This is a genomic window from Bacteroides finegoldii DSM 17565, from assembly GCF_000156195.1.
Classification (GTDB): domain Bacteria; phylum Bacteroidota; class Bacteroidia; order Bacteroidales; family Bacteroidaceae; genus Bacteroides; species Bacteroides finegoldii.
On sequence record NZ_GG688317.1, the window covers coordinates 507635 to 530491 of the forward strand.

19 protein-coding genes and 1 pseudogene are annotated in these 22857 nt (G+C 41.7%); 3 read left to right on the top strand and 17 right to left on the bottom strand.

Annotation, left to right across the window (positions count from 1 at the left end; translation table 11 throughout):
* Positions 1-81 precede the first annotated feature (81 nt).
* The 3 genes from BACFIN_RS17335 to BACFIN_RS17325 form a co-directional block, all read right to left on the bottom strand.
* On the bottom strand, positions 82-741 hold the full coding sequence (locus tag BACFIN_RS17335) for a DNA alkylation repair protein (RefSeq protein WP_007748568.1): 660 nt from the start codon (positions 739-741) through the stop codon (positions 82-84).
* 6 nt (positions 742-747) lie between these two features.
* Complete coding sequence (locus BACFIN_RS17330) at positions 748-2796, bottom strand: dipeptidyl-peptidase 3 family protein (RefSeq protein WP_007748570.1); 2049 nt, start codon at positions 2794-2796, stop codon at positions 748-750.
* Between the two features lie 95 nt (positions 2797-2891).
* A complete protein-coding gene (locus BACFIN_RS17325; RefSeq protein WP_007748573.1) occupies positions 2892-3356 on the bottom strand; it encodes a helix-turn-helix domain-containing protein in 465 nt (154 codons plus the stop codon).
* Between the two features lie 269 nt (positions 3357-3625).
* Here BACFIN_RS17325 and recQ point away from each other — a divergent pair, with 269 nt between their 5' ends.
* A complete protein-coding gene (recQ, locus tag BACFIN_RS17320; RefSeq protein WP_007748576.1) occupies positions 3626-5431 on the top strand; it encodes a DNA helicase RecQ in 1806 nt (601 codons plus the stop codon).
* Here the strand turns inward: recQ and BACFIN_RS21435 are convergent.
* The 3 genes and pseudogenes from BACFIN_RS21435 to cysK all read right to left on the bottom strand — a co-directional run.
* A pseudogene (locus BACFIN_RS21435) lies at positions 5424-5540 on the bottom strand (MGMT family protein); the annotation flags it as partial. The gene recQ and the pseudogene BACFIN_RS21435 sit on opposite strands and share 8 nt — an antisense overlap.
* A gap of 2 nt (positions 5541-5542) precedes the next feature.
* Positions 5543-6361, bottom strand: a complete 819-nt coding sequence (locus tag BACFIN_RS17315) for a tetratricopeptide repeat protein (RefSeq protein ID WP_007748578.1) — start codon at positions 6359-6361, stop codon at positions 5543-5545.
* Between the two features lie 33 nt (positions 6362-6394).
* Positions 6395-7345 carry a cysteine synthase A gene (gene cysK / locus BACFIN_RS17310; RefSeq protein ID WP_007748580.1) on the bottom strand — a complete coding sequence of 317 codons (951 nt, stop codon included), beginning with the start codon at positions 7343-7345 and terminating at the stop codon, positions 6395-6397.
* Positions 7346-7478: 133 nt separating this feature from the next.
* Between cysK and BACFIN_RS17305 the strand changes: the two genes are divergently transcribed.
* Positions 7479-9314 carry an LTA synthase family protein gene (locus tag BACFIN_RS17305; protein ID WP_007748583.1) on the top strand — a complete coding sequence of 612 codons (1836 nt, stop codon included), beginning with the start codon at positions 7479-7481 and terminating at the stop codon, positions 9312-9314.
* Between the two features lie 50 nt (positions 9315-9364).
* On the top strand, positions 9365-10054 hold the full coding sequence (locus tag BACFIN_RS17300) for a phosphatase PAP2 family protein (protein WP_007748588.1): 690 nt from the start codon (positions 9365-9367) through the stop codon (positions 10052-10054).
* An 83-nt stretch (positions 10055-10137) separates the two neighbouring features.
* Here BACFIN_RS17300 and leuB read toward each other — a convergent pair whose 3' ends face one another.
* From leuB to BACFIN_RS17245, 11 genes are all read right to left on the bottom strand, one after another.
* Positions 10138-11199: a 3-isopropylmalate dehydrogenase gene (gene leuB / locus BACFIN_RS17295; RefSeq protein WP_007748590.1), complete on the bottom strand. Its 1062-nt coding sequence runs from the start codon at positions 11197-11199 to the stop codon at positions 10138-10140.
* 60 nt (positions 11200-11259) lie between these two features.
* Positions 11260-12807, bottom strand: coding sequence for an alpha-isopropylmalate synthase regulatory domain-containing protein (locus BACFIN_RS17290; RefSeq protein ID WP_004315473.1), 1548 nt, complete (start codon positions 12805-12807; stop codon positions 11260-11262).
* Positions 12789-13385 (bottom strand): 3-isopropylmalate dehydratase small subunit, encoded by a 597-nt coding sequence (leuD, locus tag BACFIN_RS17285; RefSeq protein WP_004307192.1) that lies wholly within the window; start codon positions 13383-13385, stop codon positions 12789-12791. The genes BACFIN_RS17290 and leuD overlap by 19 nt, the downstream gene beginning before the upstream one ends.
* A 42-nt stretch (positions 13386-13427) precedes the next feature.
* On the bottom strand, positions 13428-14822 hold the full coding sequence (gene leuC, locus BACFIN_RS17280) for a 3-isopropylmalate dehydratase large subunit (RefSeq protein WP_004311792.1): 1395 nt from the start codon (positions 14820-14822) through the stop codon (positions 13428-13430).
* An 81-nt stretch (positions 14823-14903) separates the two neighbouring features.
* Complete coding sequence (locus tag BACFIN_RS17275) at positions 14904-16400, bottom strand: 2-isopropylmalate synthase (protein ID WP_004315472.1); 1497 nt, start codon at positions 16398-16400, stop codon at positions 14904-14906.
* Positions 16401-16836: 436 nt separating this feature from the next.
* Positions 16837-17265, bottom strand: a complete 429-nt coding sequence (locus BACFIN_RS17270) for a hypothetical protein (RefSeq protein WP_007748600.1) — start codon at positions 17263-17265, stop codon at positions 16837-16839.
* Positions 17262-17990 carry a hypothetical protein gene (locus tag BACFIN_RS17265; protein ID WP_007748603.1) on the bottom strand — a complete coding sequence of 243 codons (729 nt, stop codon included), beginning with the start codon at positions 17988-17990 and terminating at the stop codon, positions 17262-17264. Before BACFIN_RS17265 ends, BACFIN_RS17270 begins: the two co-directional genes overlap by 4 nt.
* Positions 17991-18142: 152 nt before the next feature.
* Positions 18143-18682: an RNA polymerase sigma-70 factor gene (locus BACFIN_RS17260; RefSeq protein WP_007748606.1), complete on the bottom strand. Its 540-nt coding sequence runs from the start codon at positions 18680-18682 to the stop codon at positions 18143-18145.
* A gap of 149 nt (positions 18683-18831) precedes the next feature.
* Positions 18832-20166 (bottom strand): DUF4989 domain-containing protein, encoded by a 1335-nt coding sequence (locus tag BACFIN_RS17255; RefSeq protein WP_007748614.1) that lies wholly within the window; start codon positions 20164-20166, stop codon positions 18832-18834.
* Positions 20167-20241: 75 nt separating this feature from the next.
* Entirely contained in the window at positions 20242-21672 is a 1431-nt protein-coding gene (locus BACFIN_RS17250) for a BT_3987 domain-containing protein (protein ID WP_007748617.1), read from the bottom strand.
* A 27-nt stretch (positions 21673-21699) separates the two neighbouring features.
* Positions 21700-22857 (bottom strand): DUF1735 and LamG domain-containing protein, encoded by a 1158-nt coding sequence (locus BACFIN_RS17245; RefSeq protein ID WP_007748620.1) that lies wholly within the window; start codon positions 22855-22857, stop codon positions 21700-21702.

Here is a 22857-nt window from a genome sequence, read left to right on the forward strand (position 1 = left end):
TTTTTGCGGAACGCAAAAGGATTTTAATAAATTATCAATTTGCTCCTATGCCAATATACCAATTAAAAGTACACAGGCTTATTATTCCATCTCCGCCTTTACCATATTATAAAGCATTTGCTCTCCTTCCATATTGGAATCGGCCATTCCTTCTACCAACCGACATACCCGGAAAGCATTCTCTTCGTTGTGCTGCATATATTTACGAATCACCAGCAAAGCAGCATTGCGTACATGATAACTTTCGGAGTGAACGGCGCAAATAGCCTGGTCAAGCAACTCACCGGCAGCCCGTTCAGTCATATCTCCCTTTTTCATCAGAAGCCGGGCAGCAGTCAGGAACCCACAAGTCTGTATATATTCCCGTTCATCGGCTATCCAGTGGAAAGACTTGGCAGGGGCATACGGCAGATTCTGAAAAAGATTCATACACGTCAGTTCCGCAATCTCTATATTCCGGATATCCTCTACCCAAATATCGGCTATTTCAGGATAAAAAGTATCAATCGGCTGCAACAGTCCGGCCAATATTTTACATTCGCGGATATCCTCTTTCCACAAAGCCTGCGCCAAGTCGTGATTCTTCTCGTAATTCCCTGCGATCATTTTGATACGGGGCAGTTCGACACCAAAATTCAATTTGTATACCAACCCCTTTTCACGCATACTTTGGGACACAGCCCCGTTCATTGAGAGACGGAGCTGTGTCTTGATATCTTTCAGTTGTTCTTTAATATCCATTTCAGATTAGTTGTTTACCGAAGGCAACGGAGAGTTTTCGGTGCTGTAACGTAACATCTGTTCTGCATAACCTTCGTCGTATGATACGGTGACATCCGTAATGTTACCGTTTTCATCCGTCACCAGTTCATATTTAGGATTCACAAAGCCTTTGTAAGGAGCCAGATTCAACTTCTTATAGCGTTCCAGTATCTCAGCATGCAGAGTCGGATCTACTTTCACCGCATAATTCTCTACCAATGAACGGGCACCTTCAAAATCACCGGTCGACTTGATACGTTGGATCTCAGCCAATAACTCACCGAAAAGTTCGCGTACCTTCGGATAATCGTTGATGACCACATACGTCTTTCCATCCTTCTTCACCAATTCCACGACTTTATCGGCAGCTCCTTTCTCATAGACCCAACGGGCTATTAACTGACGGTTACGCATGTGAGCTTCCTCCACATTGTTTCCCGGTTCGATACGTACCAACTGAGTCATCAGACCATTCATCAGATACGTGTAATATTGAGCTTTATAAGCTTCCGGAGAGGAAAGAAGTTTCAGTTCCAGCAATTTCGAATCAGCCACATAGTACAATCCGAACAAGTCGGCACGGGCTTCCTCAATCGTAGAGCCGTAAGCCTTCAACGCATCAGGATCTACTCCCGGAAGCAACTTCCCGGAACCATGTCCCAGACACTCATGCAAATCCGTGTGAAGTTCGTCCGTCAGATCGGAATAAGCGTCGATCAACTGTCTTTCCGTATCGCTATAAACGAATTCCTCATTAAACCCGTTTCCATGAGCCGCCTTATTGTAAGCGTCCGTAATGTTACCGATAGTCACCGATTTAGAACCGTGATGCGCACGAATCCAGTTAGCATTCGGAAGATTGATACCGATAGCAGTTGACGGATAGAGATCACCGGCAAGGATAGCGGCGGTAATCACCTTAGCCGACACACCCTTCACTTCATCTTTCTTGAAAGACTTGTCCACCGGAGAATGATCCTCGAACCATTGAGCATTGCTGCTGATAATTTCCGTACGGCGAGTAGCTTCCAGGTCTTTGAAGTTGACCAAAGATTCCCAGCTCGCTTTCATGCCTAGCGGATCTCCATAACTTTCTGTAAATCCATTCACAAAATCAATTCGCGAGTCAAGGTCTTTCACCCAAAGAATAGCATATTCATCAAAATCTTTCAGGCTACCGGTCTCATAGAACTGAATCAGTTGGGCAATCACAGCTTTCTGTGCATCATTCTCAGCCACCGCTTCCGCTTTCTTCAGCCAATACACAATCTTCTCAATAGCCTGTGTATAAAGCCCGCCGACTTTCCATACTTTCTCCTGCAACTTTCCATTCTCTTTTACCAGACGGCTATTCAAGCCATAAGAAATGGGAGTCTCATCTTTCGGATCCTTCATCGCTCCGTAGAAAGCCTCCGCTTCCTGTTGCGTCACCCCATCGTAATAGTTACAAGCCGAAGTCAGCACAAGATCCTCACCATCCGCCTGATTCACCCGTTTCGGCATAATAGCCGGATCAAAGATCACGGGGAACAACTCATCACAAAGCTGTTCGGCAGTCTGCCCCTCTGCAAGCGGAAGCTGCTTGGCGTCGAGGGCAAGCACAGCTTGTTTCAAAAAGTCCTGTGAGAAATTCGGTACAAATTTCTCCGAGCCATAATGATGATGAATACCATTGGAGAACCATACTCTTTTCAAGTAAATCTCCATGTTCTTGAAATCAGAAGTTGTCTTATCCCCCTGATAATTCGTATATACCGCTTCGAGCATCCGACGGATTCTCAAATTGTATTTTCCATTCTGGTCGAACAGAATATCCCTTCCTTCCAAAGCAGCCTGTGTCAGGTAATAAATCAGTTCTTTCTGTTTCAGCGTCAGTTCCTCGAATCCGGGAACCTTGTAACGCAAAATCTGTAAATCAGCAAATTGTTCCACTGTGTAATCAAATTTTTCTGCATCAGCAGTTGTTGTTTTACTTCCTCCGCACGACGTCAAAAGCGTGGCGGCAATAGTCATTGAAATAAGATGTTTCTTCATAATGCTAGTGTTGATCAATTAAAATGAGAAAAGGAATTATCTCCAAACATTTTCATTTAGAGGTAATTCCTTTTGGCTAATTCCGGAACACGCTATTACTTTTTGCTTTCCAAATGTTTCTTGCGGTATCCGTTAGGAGTCTCACCTATATTCTTGTAAAATGCGGCATAAAAAGATTGACGATTTGCGAAACCAACCATGGCACTAATTTCTTCCACATTCTTGTCAGCATAACGTTTGTCAGTCAATAAATGCAAAGCATCTTTCACTCTGTATTCATTCAACAAACAAGAATAATTCATACCGAAACGCGAGTTCACTACTGCAGAAAGGTAACGAGTATTCGTCTTCAATTCTTTCGCCAAGTCTTTTGCTGAATAATCAGGATCCTTGTACTTTTTCTGTACGACTATGATATTCAAGATCTTGTCATACAACTCATCTGCCAATTCCGGTCTAATTAACGACCTATATGCAGCCTTCTTTTCTTTCTTCTCCCTCAAATTGTAAGGGCGTTTTTTCGGAGTTTCTTCCGATGTTTTGTTCTCTAAATCACTCATTGAATTAACTGGTTAGGGTTTGTTCATTTGTTAGTAGGTTGCATACTTGCAACGTTACATGTTACAAATGTCTTACTTTTTTTTTAAACACACAATTATTTTGTGCGTTTTTTTCTGAATAAACAATCAAAGACCTTGAAAAAGAGGGATTAAGCTCGAATAATAAGAAACTTTAACCTTTTTATATTTCATATCGGAAACAGAAATCACTCATTATCATAATTGACGAATAAAAACGTACCTTTGCAGCAAGTTTAAATTAACGTCCAATGAGAGATACTCTAAAAACATATTTCGGATACGACAGTTTCCGTCCGCTACAAGAAGAAATCATCCGGCATATTCTAGATAAACAGGATGCACTGGTTCTAATGCCCACAGGTGGAGGAAAATCCATCTGTTATCAATTGCCCGCTTTGCTCAGCGAAGGTACTGCTATCGTGGTTTCTCCGCTTATCTCACTCATGAAAGATCAGGTGGAAGCGTTACAGGCAAACGGCATTGCCGCCGGAGCTCTGAATAGCAGTAATGACGAAACGGAAAATGCCAATTTACGGCGTTCCTGCGTTGCGGGGAAGCTGAAACTGCTTTATATTTCTCCTGAAAAGTTGTTGGCGGAAAAAGACTACCTGCTACGGGATATGAACATTTCTCTATTTGCCATAGACGAAGCTCATTGTATCTCTCAATGGGGACACGATTTTCGTCCGGAGTATACACAGATGGGAGTCCTCCATCAACAATTCCCACAAGTGCCCATCATCGCTTTAACTGCCACTGCGGATAAAATCACCCGCGAAGATATCATCCGTCAGCTACATCTTATCCGACCGCGTACGTTTATTTCTTCTTTCGACCGCCCCAACATCAGCCTGACAGTCAAACGGGGATTTCAGACGAAAGAAAAAAATAAAGCCATCATAGAATTCATCCAACGCCATGGAAAAGAAAGCGGAATTATCTACTGCATGAGCCGCAACAAGACAGAAACTGTAGCCCAAACGCTGCTAAAGCAAGGTATCCGTTGTGGGGTCTATCATGCCGGTTTATCCGCACAGCAACGTGACGAGACACAAAATGATTTCATCAACGACCGCATTCAGGTAGTGTGTGCCACCATCGCTTTCGGTATGGGAATCGACAAATCGAATGTACGCTGGGTGATTCACTATAATCTGCCCAAAAGTATAGAAAGCTTTTATCAGGAAATCGGACGTGCCGGACGGGATGGCCTGCCCAGCGATACTGTATTGTTTTATTCATTAGGCGACCTGATACTACTGACCAAATTTGCATCGGAAAGTAGCCAACAAAAGATCAATCTCGAGAAACTTCAACGAATGCAACAATATGCGGAAGCTGACATCTGCCGGAGACGCATCTTATTGAGCTATTTCGGAGAGACAGCCACAGAGGACTGCGGAAATTGTGATGTCTGCAAGAATCCCCCCCAGCGTTTTGATGGGACAGTCATTGTACAAAAAGCACTAAGCGCCATTGCACGTGCGGAACAACAGATCGGGACAGGGCTTCTGATCGACATTCTGCGGGGAAGCTATTCGGCAGAGGTGACAGCGAAAGGGTACCAAGAACTCAAGACATTCGGTGTCGGGCGTGATATTCCCCCTCGCGATTGGCAAGATTACCTTCTCCAGATGTTGCAACTCGGCTATTTTGAAATAGCTTATAACGAGAACAACCATCTGAAAATCACGCCCAGCGGAAGTGACATTCTTTTTGGGAGAGCAAAAGCCACATTGGCAGTTATCCGTCACGAAGAGACCGCTACACGAAAAGGGAAAAAGAAGAAAGTAGTGGTAACCAAAGAACTTCCTTTCGGCCTGGCAGGCGGCGAAAGCGAAGATTTATTCGAAGCACTGCGCGGATTAAGAAAACAATTAGCTGACCAGGAAGGTCTGCCCGCCTATATTGTATTGTCGGACAAAGTATTACATCTGCTCAGCATTTCACGACCTACCACCATTGAAGATTTCGGATCTATCAGCGGTATCGGAGAATATAAGAAGAAAAAGTATGGTAAAGATTTCGTCAACCTAATCCGGCAGTTCACCTGACATCCGACTCCAAATCCAGTAAAGCCTTTTTTGTCGGCAGCCTACCCGCATAACCGGTCAAAGCACAGTTACCGCCAATCACACGATGACAGGGAATAAGTATTGAAATGGTTATCTACATTGTTTCAACTGCTCGTGTAAATCGGCAGGAGGTACTCCCAGCGAAATGGCTTTCTCAAAGTCCGATTTTGCCAATGCCTTTTTTTTCTGTACCAGATAGATATTTCCACGCAACAAATAAGCATCAGCCGACGAGGCATCCAACCGGATCGCTTCCTCCAAATCAACCAGTGCCAAATCTTCATGTTTCATGTCACGCTCCACATCGGCACGGGCTATATACAGTGTCGCATCCTCAGGATATTCCACAATCATCTTATTCAGAATGGCAAGAGCTTCACGGAACTTTCCTTCTTTCTGTTCCAGCGTAGCCAATCCCAGCCGACCGCTATAACTCTGCGGGTCAAGTTCCAATAAACGATTATAATCAATACGGGCAGCCGGATAATCCCTGCGGAGTACATAAATATACGCACGCATCAATAAGGCTTCCTTATTTTGCTTATCCCCGTCAAGCACCTGGCAATAATCAGTATAAGCGCGATCTGTCTTTCCCATTTCCATATAGATGGCGGCACGGTCCAACAAAATAGGAACTGCCAATGGAGCAAAGTTCAAGGCAAAAGAATAAGATTCGAGTGCCTTATCAAACTCTCCCAAACGACGTTGTACCAATCCCAGATTGGAAAAGAGCAACGCATTCTTCGCATTTTTCGGTTCCAGTTTCAAAGCACGAAGCAAAAGTTCTTCCGCTTGTGGAAGACTGTCTTTTTCGATACAGTCAATAGCCCTTTCGGACAATTGCTGATAAGTTTGCGCATACAAGGCAACCGGGAAACAGAAAAATAAAGCAATAATCGTTCTTACCATGGTTCAAGTCTTTTTAGTATTTATAAATCAAAATCAGTCCAACGGATATGCGTCAAATGCAAACAATTCCGTTGACAAATAACGCTCTCCCGTATCAGGTAACAACGCCACTATCTTTTTGTTTTTAAATTCCGGACGCTGTGCTAGTTGACGGGCTGCATACACAGCTGCTCCCGAAGAAATTCCGGTCAACAAGCCTTCCGTTGCCGATAGCTCACGTCCTGCACGAATCGCTTCATCATCAGGCACACCGATAACTTCGTCTATCATAGAAGCATCATAAAGTTTAGGAATAAAATTGGCTCCGATTCCCTGAATACGGTGTGGAGCCGCCTGTCCACCTTCCAATACAGGAGACGCAGCCGGTTCTACCGCTACGATATAAATATCGGGATTATGTTTCTTTAAAGCACGGGCTACACCGCAAACCGTTCCTCCGGTGCCGACTCCGGCAACAAAAACGTCTACTTCACCATCTGTATCCCGCCAGATTTCTTCTCCTGTCGTACGCTCATGCGCCGCCGCATTGGCTGGATTCTCAAATTGTTGCAGAATCACCGAACCGGGAATACTGTCTCGCAATTCCTCAGCCTTTGCAATGGAAGCCGCCATTCCGCCCAAGCCGTCTGTCAGAACGATTTCCGCACCGAGTGCTTTCAACAGGTTACGCCGTTCCAGACTCATCGTCTCAGGCATTGTCAATATCAGGTGATATCCTTTGATGGTAGCGACCATTGCCAGTCCGACACCTGTATTTCCGCTTGTCGGTTCGATTATCGTTGCGCCGGGCTTCAATACCCCACGTGCCTCCGCATCTTCAATCATCGAAAGAGCCACCCTGTCTTTCACACTTCCCGCCGGATTAAAGGCCTCCAGTTTGGCAATAATATTTTGTTCCAGACCATACTTACCACAATAACCGGAAAGCTCCATCAGAGGAGTATTCCCCACTAAATCTGTTAGTTTCTTCGCAATCTTAGCCATTTCATTACTTAATTTTTGTCACACACACGACAAAGATATGGAAAAAAAAGAGATGTTTTATATTACATCATGAGAAAGATAACGAAAAGTATACTAACTTTGTATCCGTTCAATTATTTTAAGTTTACACATTATGAAAAAGAGAATTATCCAATTTTTCACGACATACTTTTTATTTGTCCTCTTGTTTGTTCTTCAAAAGCCGGTCTTCATGGTCTACTACCATGATTTATACGCCGATGTTTCTTTCGGTGATTATTTTAGTGTCATGTGGCACGGCTTACCTTTGGATTTATCACTCGCAGGTTACCTCACCGCCATTCCCGGCCTGATACTTATCGCTTCCGCCTGGACGGATTCGTCTATACTCCGCCGCATCCGGCAAGTCTATTTCGGATTGATAGCATTTGTTATGGCATGTATCTTTATTGTCGATCTCGGGCTATACGGTTTCTGGGGATTCCGTCTTGACGCCACCCCCATTTTCTATTTCTTCTCCTCACCCAAAGATGCTATCGCAAGCGTCAGTTTCTGGTTCGTTTTATTGGGAATATTAGCAATGTTGGTCTATGCGGCTGTTTTATATTCTATCTTTTATATCGTACTGATCCGTGAAAGAAAACCTTTAAAGATACCCTATCGCCGACAAAATGTTTCATTCGCGCTATTATTGCTCACCGCCGCACTTTTTATCCCCATTCGTGGCGGGTTCACCGTATCGACCATGAATCTGAGTAAAGTCTATTACAGCCAGGATCAGCGAATGAATCATGCCGCCATCAATCCGGCATTCAGTTTCATGTATTCTGCTACCCATCAGAATAATTTTGAGAAACAATATCGGTTCATGGACCCTCAAAAGGCCGACGAATTGTTTGCGGAAATGGTAGACAAACCTGCCGTAACTGCCGACAGTATTCCCCAATTATTAAATACACAACGCCCGAATATTATCTTTATTATTCTCGAAAGTTTTTCCACACACCTGATGGAAACTTTCGGCGGACATCCGAACGTAGCTGTCAATATGGATAAATTCGCCAAAGAAGGCATATTATTCAGCAATTTTTACGCTAGCAGCTTCCGTACCGATCGTGGGCTGGCTTCCATCATCAGTGGTTATCCCGGACAGCCAAGCACCAGCATTATGAAATATCCCGAAAAGACGGACAAACTTCCTTCTATTCCACGAAGTTTGAGAAATGCGGGATACAGTCTGGAATATTATTACGGAGGGGACGCCGACTTTACGAATATGCGTTCTTATCTGGTATCCTCCGGCATTGAGAGAATTGTATGCGATAAGGATTTTCCATTGTCCGAACGTACCGGAAAATGGGGAGCGCAGGACCATGTATTATTCCAACGTCTGATGAAAGACATCAAGGAGGAAAAACAGCAAGAACCTTTTCTTAAACTCGTGCAAACCTCAAGCAGTCATGAACCTTTTGAAGTTCCGTTCCACAGACTGGACGATAAAATACTCAATGCTTTTGCCTATGCGGACAGTTGCGTGGGAGATTTCGTAGAACAATATAAGGAGACGCAGCTTTGGAAAAACACCCTATTTGTACTTGTTCCCGATCATCAGGGAGCTTATCCGTATCCGATAGAAAATCCGTTGGACGGGCAGACCATCCCGTTAATCTTGCTTGGCGGAGCAATCAAAGAGCCTCGTGTAATAGATACGTATGCTTCACAAATTGACATTGCCGCCACCTTGCTCGCACAGCTGGGGCTGCCACACGATGACTTTACATTCAGCAAAAACATACTGAACCCGTCATCTCCGCATTTCGGATATTTTACCCGACCGAACTTCTTCGGCATGGTTACTCCCGAAAACCAGTTGGTATATAACCTGGATGCAAATACCGTACAACTTGACGAAGGTCCAGAGAAAGGTGCCAATCTGGAGAAGGGAAAAGCTTTCCTCCAAAAGCTCTACGATGACCTAGCCAAACGATAAAGCCGGAGAACAACTGAATAATCACAGTAAAAATATAAAAACAGAACCAGATGGTACATACTGACATCATCCAATATCTTTCGGAGATAGATACAAATGTTTTCCTATATTTCAATGGTATCCACTCTCCCTTTTGGGACTATTTCATGACTTCCTTTACAGGAAAAATAATTTGGGTACCGATGTACGCCACCATCCTATACATATTACTAAAGAACTTCCATTGGAAAGCCGCTCTGTGTTATGTAGCCGCTATTGCACTTATCATCACCTTCGCCGACCAGATGTGCAGCAGTATCATCCGTCCGGTCGTGGCACGCCTGCGCCCTTCCAATCCGGAAAGTCCCATTGTAGATATGGTATATATCGTCAACAATTATCGTGGCGGGAGCTACGGTTTCCCGTCGTGTCATGCAGCCAATTCATTCGGTCTTGCCATGTACGTGGTCTTCATGTTCCGCAAACGCTGGCTAAGCATTTTCATTATCGTATGGGCCTTCTGCAATTGTTACACACGCGTATATCTAGGGGTACATTATCCGGGTGATTTGCTTGTCGGAGGAATTATCGGCGGATTCGGCGGATGGCTGTTCGCTACCATTGCCCATAAAGCAACCATCTATCTGGAACCTTCTACCCGTATGAAGAGAAAAGAACTCAAACAATGGTCAGTCACTATTTATGTAGGATTACTGACCGTACTCGGAATCATTATCTATTCCACTATTAAAAGCTGGTAGAACACAACGACACTATTTCAAACTGGAAAGTAAAAGCCTGACACCGTTTCCGATGCCAGGCTTTTACTTTTCATCCGGATTCATCAAGCTTTCTTGATATAATCAACAATCCACTGTCCTACTTCTTTCGTTCCGTATTTAGCACCGTCAGCCACCTGGATTTCCGGTGTACGTACATTCTCATCCAAAGAAGCGTCTACTGCTTTACGAATCAGCGCACCCTCTTCTTTGCAATCGAAATACTCAAACAACATAGCTACGGAAAGAATTTGTGCCAACGGATTAGCAATATTCAATCCTTTAGCCTGCGGCCATGAACCGTGAATCGGTTCAAACACCGGAGTGCTCTCACCTGTGGAAGCAGAAGGAAGCAAGCCCATAGAACCACTGATTACAGAACCTTCGTCAGTCAGAATATCACCGAAGGTGTTTTCCGTTACCATCACATCGAAAAAAGCAGGTTCCTGAATCATTTTCATTGCAGCATTGTCCACAAACATATAATCTGTTGTCACTTCCGGATAGTTCGGAGCCATTTCCTGTGCAATCTGACGCCACAGACGGGAAGAAGCCAACACGTTTGCCTTATCTACCACCGTCAGATGTTTTCTGCGCTTCATCGCATATTCAAAAGCCACTTTCAAGATACGTTCGATTTCCGGGCGAGTATAATAGTTGGTATCATACGCTTTGTCATTATCCTGATACTTTTCACCGAAATACATACCTCCGGTCAACTCACGGATACAGATAAAATCTGCGTTCTCTACCAGTTCCGCACGCAACGGAGATTTGTGAATCAGGCATTTGAATGTCTGCACCGGACGGATATTGGCAAAAAGTCCCAGTTTCTTACGCATCGCCAACAAACCTTGTTCCGGACGTACCTTAGCAGTAGGGTCGTTATCAAATTTCGGATCGCCTACGGCAGAGAATAAAACAGCATCTGCATCTTTACAAATCTGATAGGTTGCTTCCGGAAACGGATCGCCTACTTTATCAATCGCATCAGCTCCACAGATTGCATATTCGTAACTTACTTTGTGGCCAAACTTCTCGCAAACGGCACTCATCACATCTACACCTTGCACAGAGATCTCCGGTCCGATGCCGTCGCCTGCTAATACAGCAATTTTAAAATCCATAATCGTTTATTCTTCTATTTATATATTCTTATAAAAAACATTCTTTGGGCAAGTTATCTCTCACTTGCTTTTCTCGTATTCATCTTCGATGAGGTTCAACATCTTCATAGTAGCTTTGATGGCAGCTTCCGTCTGATCGGCATCAAGTCCGCGGGTACGGAACACCTGCTCGTCATAACTCCATGTGATTACTGTCTGCACAAATGCATCCGTACGCCCACCGGGAGGGATTGTCACCGCATAATTGGTCAGCATCGGGAATTTGCGTCCCAATGTCACCTTATATATCTTACGCAATGCACGAACAAAAGCATCATACTGGCCATCACCGCCTGAACTCTCTTCGTACTCTTTTCCGTTGATTTCTATCTTCAACGTAGCCATCGGTTTCAATCCATGAGCCAGATTCACAAAATAGCTCTTCAGTTTGACCTTCTCACCAATCGCTCCATGCTTCAACACATCAGAAACGATGTACGGCAAATCTTCCTGTGTCACCAATTCTTTCTTGTCGCCCAGTTCGATGATACGCTCCGTCACCTTGCGCATAGCATCTTCATCCAGCTCCAGTCCGAGGTCTTCGAGATTTTTGCGGATATTGGCTTTGCCACTTGTCTTGCCCAACGCATATTCACGTTTACGGCCAAAGCGTTCGGGAAGCAAATCATTACAGTAAAGATTATTTTTGTTATCGCCGTCGGCATGCACACCTGCCACTTGCGTAAAGACATTCTCACCTACAATCGGTTTGTTGGCAGGTATCATAATACCCGAATAAGACTCCACTACCCGGCTGACATCATTCAAACGGCTCTCGTCGATATTGGTCGCCGCATTGAAATGATCTTTCAGGATGGCTTGCACACTTGCGAGGGGAGCATTTCCTGCTCGTTCGCCCAGTCCGTTGATGGTGGTATGCAGTCCTTTTACACCGCTTAATACGGCTGCAAGAACATTGCTCACTGCCAAATCATAGTCATTGTGCGCATGGAAATCGAGATGAGTATTCGGATAACGTTTCTTCATCTTCCGCATATACTCTATCACTTGCAAGGGATTCAAGATACCCAACGTGTCAGGCAACATATAACGCTTGACACTCGTCTCTTGCAATCCATCCATCAACTGGAATACATATTCGGGAGAATCCTTGATACCGTTGCTCCAATCTTCCAGATAAACATTGACGGTTATATCCTGCTCGTCGGCATAATGCACCACATTGATGATATCCGCCAGATGTTCTTCCGGTGTCTTTTTCAGTTGTTGCGTACAATGCTTCAGTGAACCTTTGCAAAGAAGATTAATCACACGGCAACCGGTACGCTGAATCCAATCGACAGAAGTATGCCCGTCAACAAAGCCGAGCACTTCCACTTTATGGAGCAGATTACGACGGGCCGCCCAGTCGCAAATCATCTTCACGGCTTCAAACTCACCGTCCGACACACGCGCCGAAGCAACCTCCACCCGGTCTACCTTCAAATCTTCTAACAGCAAACGGGCGATCATTAGTTTCTCATGAGGCACGAAAGATACTCCGCTGGTTTGTTCACCATCACGGAGCGTTGTGTCCATGATTTCTATTTTCACGCCTTCTTTTCCCATTCTTCAATTTTATCTTTATTGCTTAACAAGAAATCGATATCGTCCAATCCGTTCATCAAACAAAGTTTCTTGTAAGCATTGATTTCAAAATGTTCACTTTTACCTGTCGCCTTGTTGGTGATGGTCTGTTCGGGAAGATTCACTTCCACTTCCATCTTCGGGTCTGCTTCTATCGAATCGAACAATTCTTGCAGAAACTCTTCGGTTACAACCACCGGAAGCACAAAGTTGTTCAACTCATTATTCTTATGAATATCGGCAAAAAAACTGGATACCACCACACGGAAACCATAGCCGGCAATTGCCCAGGCTGCGTGTTCACGGCTGGAACCCGAACCGAAGTTCTTACCTGCCACCAATATCTGTCCGCTGTAAGTAGGGTTGTTCAACACAAAATCCTTGTTCAGGGAACCATCTGCATTGTAACGCCAGTCACGGAAAAGGTTATCACCGAAGAATTTCTCTTCACGAGTGGTTGCTTTCAAGAAACGTGCCGGAATAATCTGGTCGGTATCTACGTTTTCTAAAGGAAGAGGTACACAAGTACTTGTGATTATATTAAATTTTGTCTTAGCCATCTTTTTATTTACGATTTAACGATTTACTATTTACGATTGAAATTACATCAGTTCTCTCGGATCGGTAATCACACCTGTCACCGCAGCTGCAGCAGCCACCAGAGGACTAGCTAACAAGGTGCGTGCACCAGGTCCCTGACGTCCTTCGAAGTTACGGTTGCTGGTAGATACCGAATATTTTCCGGCAGGAATCTTATCATCGTTCATCGCCAGACAAGCAGAACATCCCGGCTGACGAATAGCAAATCCGGCTTCCGTCAAAATCTTGTCGATTCCTTCCTTACGGATCTGTGCGTCTACCATCCATGAACCCGGAACCAGCCATGCAATTACATTTTCCGCTTTCTTGCGACCTTTCACGATGGAAGCAAATGCACGGAAATCTTCGATACGCCCGTTTGTACAAGCGCCGAGGAATACATAATCAATCTTTTTGCCCAACAAAGATTCACCCGGTTGGAAGCCCATGTAGTCCATTGATTTCTTGAATGAAACCTGTGCAGCTTCGCTCATTCCTTCCATCGTAGGAATGTGCTGTGTGATGCCCATACCCATACCCGGATTCGTTCCGTAAGTAATCATCGGCTCAATATCAGCAGCTTCAAAACGGACTTCCTTGTCGAATACGGCATCGTCATCACTCTTCAATGTCTTCCAATATGCCAAAGCCTTGTCCCATGCTTCGCCTTGCGGAGCACTTTCACGTCCCTTGATATATTCAAAAGTCACTTCGTCCGGAGCAACCATCCCACCACGTGCACCCATTTCGATAGAAAGGTTACAAAGGGTAAGACGTCCCTCCATTGTCAGATTGCGGATAGCCGAACCTGCATATTCTACGAAGTAACCGGTAGCACCGCTGGTAGTCATCTTGGACATCATATACAGAGCTACATCTTTAGCAGTCACCCCTTTGCCCAGTTCACCGTCTACGGTGATACGCATTGTTTTCGGTCTTGACTGAAGAATACATTGCGAAGCCAATACCATTTCCACTTCACTTGTTCCGATGCCGAAAGCGATTGCTCCCATCGCACCATGAGTAGAAGTGTGAGAGTCACCGCAGACAATCGTCATTCCCGGCAAAGTCAAACCACGTTCGGGACCTACCACATGGATAATTCCATTCTTCGGATGCATCATACCGTAGTGTGTCAAACCAAAATCCTTCGCATTCTTAGTCAATGTGTCGACCTGCGTTTTAGAAATCGGATCTTCAATCTCCTTATCCTGATCGTGTGTCGGTGTGTTATGGTCGGGCATACAAAATACCTTTTCCGGACGCAACACTCCGATTCCACGTTCACGCAATCCGGCAAAAGCTTGCGGACTAGTCACTTCGTGACAATATAAGCGATCAATATAAAGCTGTGTAGGACCATCTTCCACAGTAGTCACCACGTGGGCATCCCATATCTTATCAAATAATGTATTCATCTGTTTATTTACTATTTTACTAATTACTATTTACTATTTTAGTCAATCTCTACAATGCCGATACGACTTTCAGTCTCTTTTTTATGATTTGAATTTGTTAATACAGTCAATATAAGCTTCTACGGAAGCGGCAATAATATCTGTATTAGCTCCAAAACCATAATAAATCTGGTTATCGTATTCTACCTGCATGTGTACTTTACCTACATCATCACTTCCCTTGCTGATAGCCTGAATAGTAAACTCTTTCAAAGTCATGTGGCGTTCTACAATCTTCTTCAATGCCTTGATAGCTGCATCTACCGGACCGTTACCACTGGCACAAGCCTCAAACTTCTCACCGGCAATGTTCAATCCCAAACTAGCTACCGAACGAACGCCGACACCACTCGTCACCTGCAAATAATCCAGTTTGATGCGATGATTCTGGCTACGGTCTGCGCCTGCCAATACTAAAATATCGTCATCATTAATATCTTTTTTCTTATCAGCCAACTTCAAGAACTCATCATATACCTTATCCAGCTTTTCCTGCTCCAGGTCAACTCCCAAAATAGAAAGACGATTTTTCAACGCGGCACGTCCGCTACGGGCTGTCAATACGATAGAGTTATCATCAATACCCACATCATGCGGATCAATAATCTCATACGTCTGTACATTCTTCAACACACCGTCCTGATGGATACCTGAAGAATGTGCGAAAGCATTACGTCCAACGATCGCTTTATTCGGCTGTACCGGCATATTCATCAGGCTGGATACCATGCGGCTGGTCGGATAAATCTTCTGTGTATTGATATTGGTCTGAATATCTATTTCGTGGTGACTCTTGATAATCATGGCGATTTCTTCGAGGGCAGTATTTCCTGCACGTTCGCCGATACCGTTGATGGTAACTTCCACCTGACGCGCGCCGTTCAAAACACCGGCTATCGTATTGGCAGTAGCCATACCCAAGTCGTTGTGACAGTGAGTAGAGAGTATCGCATTATCGATGCCGTCTACATGGTCGATCAGGTATTTTATCTTAGCGCCATATTCTGAAGGCAAGCAATAACCCGTTGTATCAGGAATATTCACTACGGTAGCTCCTGCTTTGATAACAGCTTCCACCACACGTGCCAGATATTCGTTATCCGTACGGCCTGCATCCTCTGCATAAAACTCTACATCGTCCACAAAACGGCGGGCGTATTTCACGGCAGCTACCGCACGTTCGATAATCTCCTCACGATTCGAATTGAATTTATATTTAATGTGCGAATCAGAAGTACCGATACCGGTATGAATACGTTTATGTTTAGCAAATTTCAGTGCATCTACAGCAACATCAATATCTTTTTGAACTGCACGTGTCAAAGCACAGATAGTAGGCCAAGTCACCGCTTTTGAAATCTCAATCACTGAATTAAAATCTCCCGGGCTCGAAATGGGGAATCCGGCTTCAATCACGTCTACTCCCAACGCTTCCAATGCCTTTGCTACCTGAATCTTCTCTACTGTATTCAACTGGCACCCCGGAACCTGTTCACCATCTCTAAGAGTGGTATCAAAAATAAATAACCTATTGTCCATATCCAATGTATATTATATAATTATTAGCATTAAAAAAGCCTTTCACACTTGGAAGTGAGAAAGGCTTTCGTATATTTTCATTTATACACATTTACGCGCAGCACTCACTTCCACTAACCTTTGATAGTAGAATAATAATACCGCATAGTAGAATATGTATAAACATCTGGTTCATTTCTTGTCTCTTTTATAGTTTGACGGTGCAAAGGTATGGATTATTTCTTTACCACCAAATAAAACGTTACTTTTTTATCATATAAAATTTCATTTCATAAGTTTTAATCGGGTATTATCTAAAATATATCACTAAAGAAATCAAAAGATATGCAGACCATACTCACACAATGGAGCTGACGAAAGCTTTATAAAAAACAAGCGGAAAAATATACAAGAAAACACCGTGCATATCTTTCCGCCATAATTTTAGCTATATATATTATTTCAAAGGAGTAAATTCCCTATATTCCCGAGACATATCCAAACTTCCATATTCTCCCCATCGATCATAAACTGCAAACTTCGCGGTTGTGAGTTCTTCAATATCCCAATAATGATCTTCACCGAAATAAATCGTATTGGAACTTTGGTTATAAAAAGCCCACCGATAATAGATTTCACTCTGGGATTCCTCACCATCCTTACCTGTTACAACAATAGTACGTGTACAAGTACCATCTCTTCTGAACCGATAAATATCCTGAGCCGTTTCTTCCGTATCATAAACGACCTTTTCACCGACCCATACCACATCACAAATCAAAGAGATAATATTATCTTCTCCTTCCTCATAGTATCCGCTCTTTTCAACACAACCGGTCAGGAAGAAAAAAACAGAGCAAACAAGAGGGATGCATAACCTTTTCATCTACGTAAAAATCTAAGGTCTGCTATGTATGGAATCTCTTCATTCAGACTGACCACTTCAAAATCCCAGTCCACATTATCGTTTACAAACCATTCAAAGCAAGGATTGATGTGATAGCCAACACCACAGAACAATACCCCGACATTTTCCTTTTCACCCTTGCCATTCAATTCACATGTTACCAAGAATGCCCATCCTGCATTCTTATAAGCCTGTGGATTCAACTCTACAGATGTCTCTATATAATTACAATCACTAACATAATACTGCTCCTTGTAACTAGTCACATTTAAAGAAGAGACTGTCGAAGAATAGTTGCCGCCCAACTTCTGGCGCAGTTCCACTGGAGAATCCTCATTTATACGGTTTACATAAATTTCATCTTCAGTTATCATTACGATATAGTCAACTGCGCAAGAAGAAATCAGCTGCTCCGATATCTGATTTATACGCGAAAGACTCTTGTTGAAAATTTCAAAGTTCAGCAAATTGACCGAATTTAATTCTTCCACAGCTGAATTCTTTATATACGACAAAACTGAAGTATGCTTGTTTGAGTTGACATAATATTCGTGAGTAGTTTTATTAATATCCACAAAGTCATTCAAAACGGCAACATCCTGTTCATAATTACGACTTGCAGGAGTAGGAACATTCAAATTATCCCGGCAACTCTGAAAAAGCAAAGTAAACAGGACAAAAGTCAAGGTAAAGATCTGCTTCATAACTGGTAATATTATTGATTCGCATTAGCAATAATTGATGGTAAATGTATTAATCAAATCATTACAAAACAACATCAAAAGCATAAAAACAAGTTAATATTAACATGAATTATAACATGTGGCACAGCATCCTCAAATTTCTTCCTCATGCTTCATCCGGCAAATGCGCCCAAAACCTTTCTTAATTCGATTAACGTCAAATATATTTGTTGTTCTACTGTACGGACTGATATATTCATCTTGTCTGCAATTTCTTTATGACTTTTCCCATAAAAACGACTAAGTTCAAATACAGTTCTTCTGCGTTCAGGAATGCTTTCTAATTTTAAATAAATACCTTGCAATATTTCACGAAAATAAATACTCTCCAACAAATCACGATCTGTCAAATCTGATGATTCTTCCAAAAAACGCTCCTTATATTCCAACCTGATTTTCTGATGTTTAGATATATTCAGAGCTATATTTTTAGTCATAATCAGAATATAGGCATCAAGTTCCCTTTTATTATCAATCCATATACTTTGCTGCTCCCAAAGTTTAGTAAAAACTTCCTGAGCTACATCTTCTGCATCCAGTTCTGATTTTAATAAACTATAAGCCAAATTCTTTACTTTAGAATAATTGACCTCAAACATGCGAGAAAATACATCAATAACTTTCTTTCTATTATTGTCTCTCATAAATTCCATCAAAATAAAGAAACAAAGAAGCTTATTTCCAAAACTCTTCTCTAAAAAATAGAAACGCAAAATCCGAACAATAATATTCAAATTTTGCGTTTCATTTTACCCTAATATTGTTCTAAATATCCTTCTAAAATTTAAACAATAAAAAGTCACTATTCATACAAAGATACCTCAGCAACATTAATGGAATATGAATGCAATGCAAAAAATTCCAACTTAACATATCTGGTTTCCACTCCTGTATAAAACTCCAACAAGTTTTCATTTCTATTAGGCAATTCTTTCAAATCAGCTTGTTCTACCCATTGAATTTTATCCTTTGAAGTGCATACTCTGATATTTTTAGGACCTGCAGGAGTAGAGGAATAAGAATTATAATCTATTTTTATACCTTTTAATATATGCAAATTCTTCATATCTACTACAAAGCTTGCCGGCAAATTCCAACTAGAACAATAAAGTGAAGCATTTCCTCCTGTAAGAGAGTCAAACAATATGCTTCCATCCCCTGAAAATTTGGACAGTTCAATAGCAGAGCAATCCTTTTTATTAATCATATTCCACTCTTGGGGAAGGACATCAACAGCACCCATATTCAGCATTTTTTTCATAACTGTTATAGATATAGAATTCTCCCCTTCTTTTTTTACTGTAGTATCTTCCGTTTCTATACCTAATTTCAGATTTATCAAAAAAGTAGCAGGCATGGCATCCTCAAGCAAAAAATCATTCGTTATAGTCCATGTCACTTCTTCTGAAGAGGTTTGACCAGCTGGAATCACGATCTTATTAGGAGTAACAGTCACATTTCCTAAATATTTTTCAGCAATTCCTTCTGTAAGTATCTGTATAGCAATATCCTTGTTTGCAGGTTTATCCAACATTACTTTAAAATTATAGACAATAGGTTCTTGTTCCTCAATGGAACCATCGACAAATGTACGATCAAAAGAGACACTATTTTGATTTTCTCCATGTAAAGATACCGCAACACAATATGCCTCTTTTTCAATTGTAATCTTACTTTCTGCAGACTCTTCTCCCATATTAAATCCTTTTGCATTGGCCTTAACTCCAAGTATATAGATTTCTTTTTCCAAAGTAGAAGCTGCAAAATTAAAATCATCGTCTTTCAAAGAAACGGTAACCACCGCATCTGTTTCTCCGGCAGTCAATAAAACCTCGGAAGTACTCAAGACAACTTTCTCTGCTGGGATGTTAGAACAAATTGGTTCAAAATTTACAGTCATATCTTCTGGAGAAGCTTTGAAACGGAACACATATGTTCTTGTTAAAGGAGCATCCAACTTCAAAGTGCCATCACTCAGATAAGTAGCAACGACATTTTTGTCATCATTACTACCTTGAACTAATATTTCCGGTTGGTTGATAGGAAAATTCTTCAAATCCAAATTTTCATCATCCAGACAGGAAGATAATATACCGATACAGATAACAGGTATATAAAAAAGTTTTTTTATTCTCATATTCTTATTTTCAAGTTAATACAACATTCGAATAATTGCTAATACATTAAAAATACTCTTCTCTAACATTAACTATCATAAATCCTCCGGATACTTAGATGGAGTAGTTTCATTTTTCTTATAAAAGATTGTCGGATCTTTCAATTTAGAGCCATATAATTCATAAGCACCGCTCAAACGTTGAAAAATAGTTGTATAATTATTCGGATTAGCAGCAAATCCCATATGCCATCCATAACCACCACTCAATATTTTCTGAGCGCCATAACTATCCAAAGAGCCACCACCATGCAAATTAAATTCTGCAGCCAAACCTGCACACTTCCATTTATCCATATTACCTAAAGGATAAGCTGCTGAACCATAATTAGGTACAACTATATCAATCCACTCATCAACATCCACTCCATCTACAGATTCAACTCCGTACATGTTCCCATACGCAAAAACTGTAACTAACTTATCAGGCATTACCTGTTTGGTTTCATAGCAGAGACGTGCTCCCGCTTGAGCAGAAGGAGTAGCAAATGAAGGATTACCAAGATCTGGATAAAGCGAATATTCATCATCATAATTTACTCCATCCAAGTTATAAGCCTTGCAATATTGAGCAACCTCACGCGCAAATACTTTAGCCCCCTCAGTAGATAGTTGAGCCAATCCTGCCATATCATGATTACCCAATAAACCTAACAAAACTTTTATACCGCGTTTACGCAATGGCTGCAAAAGTGTCTCATTATTATCTAGCAAATACTGAACATTCGGATTACATTTTATATATGGACGCCCTGCTTCAGAATCATAGTTGATATTAGCAGCAAATAAAACAACTACATCCCAAAAATATTTACCGTTCTCCAATTGGAAAGAAAGAGCATTTAATGGATTTACATCATTTACTTCAAAAAACAAAAATCCTTTTGGCTTATCCTCTCCTTTGAAAGCGTCACCAAACTTTCTCATGTCCTTAACTAAATATACACAGTGACGATCTTGCTCATTTTTTATTGTAAGGTCAGAAGTAGGTTCCGTTATTGAGAGAGGTAAAGCATATGTCTTTCCTGCCTCCAAATCATCTGAAATCTTTATTGTCATTTCCACCTCTAAACTTCTTCCACAATTTCCAGAGTTTAAAGTACCATCATTAGCAAAAATGACCGCACTTGCCGGAAGCATTTCAAAATCTGTGTTATGTTCTTGATTATAGTTTTCCAAATAAGATTCATCTATAACTATCTTAGCTGAAGTTTCAGCTGAAGAATTCTTCGATAAAGACATTCGAACTTTAGTTGAATACTGATTAGAAGTATATAATTCAATAATATTATTGACTTTATTAGATGAAGCGTCGCAAAGAAAAACTCTATTTTCATAAATTCCCTCCAAAGCCGATTCATCAAACTGCTTTCCAATCTCTAAATCATCAGCACAAGAAAAACATAATGATGTTCCTGCACAACACAAAACACCAAACAATAACGTATATATATCTTTTCGTTTCATATGTACAATCCTATATTAAGTTTGTAATTATTTTATTTGCGGAAGTTCAACATTTACCCATGTTGGAGTACCACCAACAGCACTGATGTCGTTACCATTTCCTGTATGATCCTTTATATCACTTCCAGTTCCTTCATTAAATTTCCAATATGCTATTAGTCCTGGAGAATGAGGATCAACTTCATACGGATTCTTAGCTATTTCCTCAGCACTACGTTGAATATTCCAAATACGCACTTCTGAAATATCACCAGGCAGCCAACGCGTATCATCATATGCTTTACCAATATAACAGCCATTTGATGATAAGTTTACAGCACGACTGGCAGCATTATCCGAATAAACTTTCACTCCATCTTTATAATAGATACGTTCGCGAGTAGTTGCATCATAGACGATGGCAATATGCACCCATTCTTTTACAGGCAAACTGGCAACAGCATTCGGAGCAGGGAAATTTCCACCGGGAGCTACACATTGCAATTGATCACGCGGACGATCAGCATCGCCAATACGAACAAGGAACTCACCTTCAACCCCAAATACTGTACTCAGTGCGTTATCACGCCCTGCAACCCAATCATTACTACGCACTAAAGCTTCCACTGTTACAACATTTACAGAATGTACATCAGTATCCCAATAAATAGGGAAATACATTTTCTCAATATTAGCTACCACATTGATCAATGCCGCACCCTTGAATATAAAATAAGCAGTTCTTTTACTATCAAGTACCTCGATATCCGCATCCGTTATTGTAACCGGTAACACATAGCGTCTTGACTTGTCCAACTGATTTGTGTTTTTAAAGTTAACAACAACATCATCACTACTGATGTCTCCCGCTTTAATCGTAACCGACTTGACCGGAATCTCATAATAATCAGCAGCCAAAACCTGTGCGTTATCATTAAAAGCCAAATTATAAGCAGCAGTCAATTGTGGAGCAGCATCAAAAGAAATATTCACCTCTCTATCCAACGGATCAGCCAAGCGATAAGATATGGACCGGGTAGCTTCCGAAATAGTCTCTTTAATCAACAAATCATCCCTAACTTGCTGGGAAGTGACAAATACCTTATTATCATAATGGTGTTCATCATCAATATCATTATTTTGGCAACTTCCCAATACTAATGAGCAAAAAGAAAGGGAAGCAAACATATACTTATGTAATTTCAT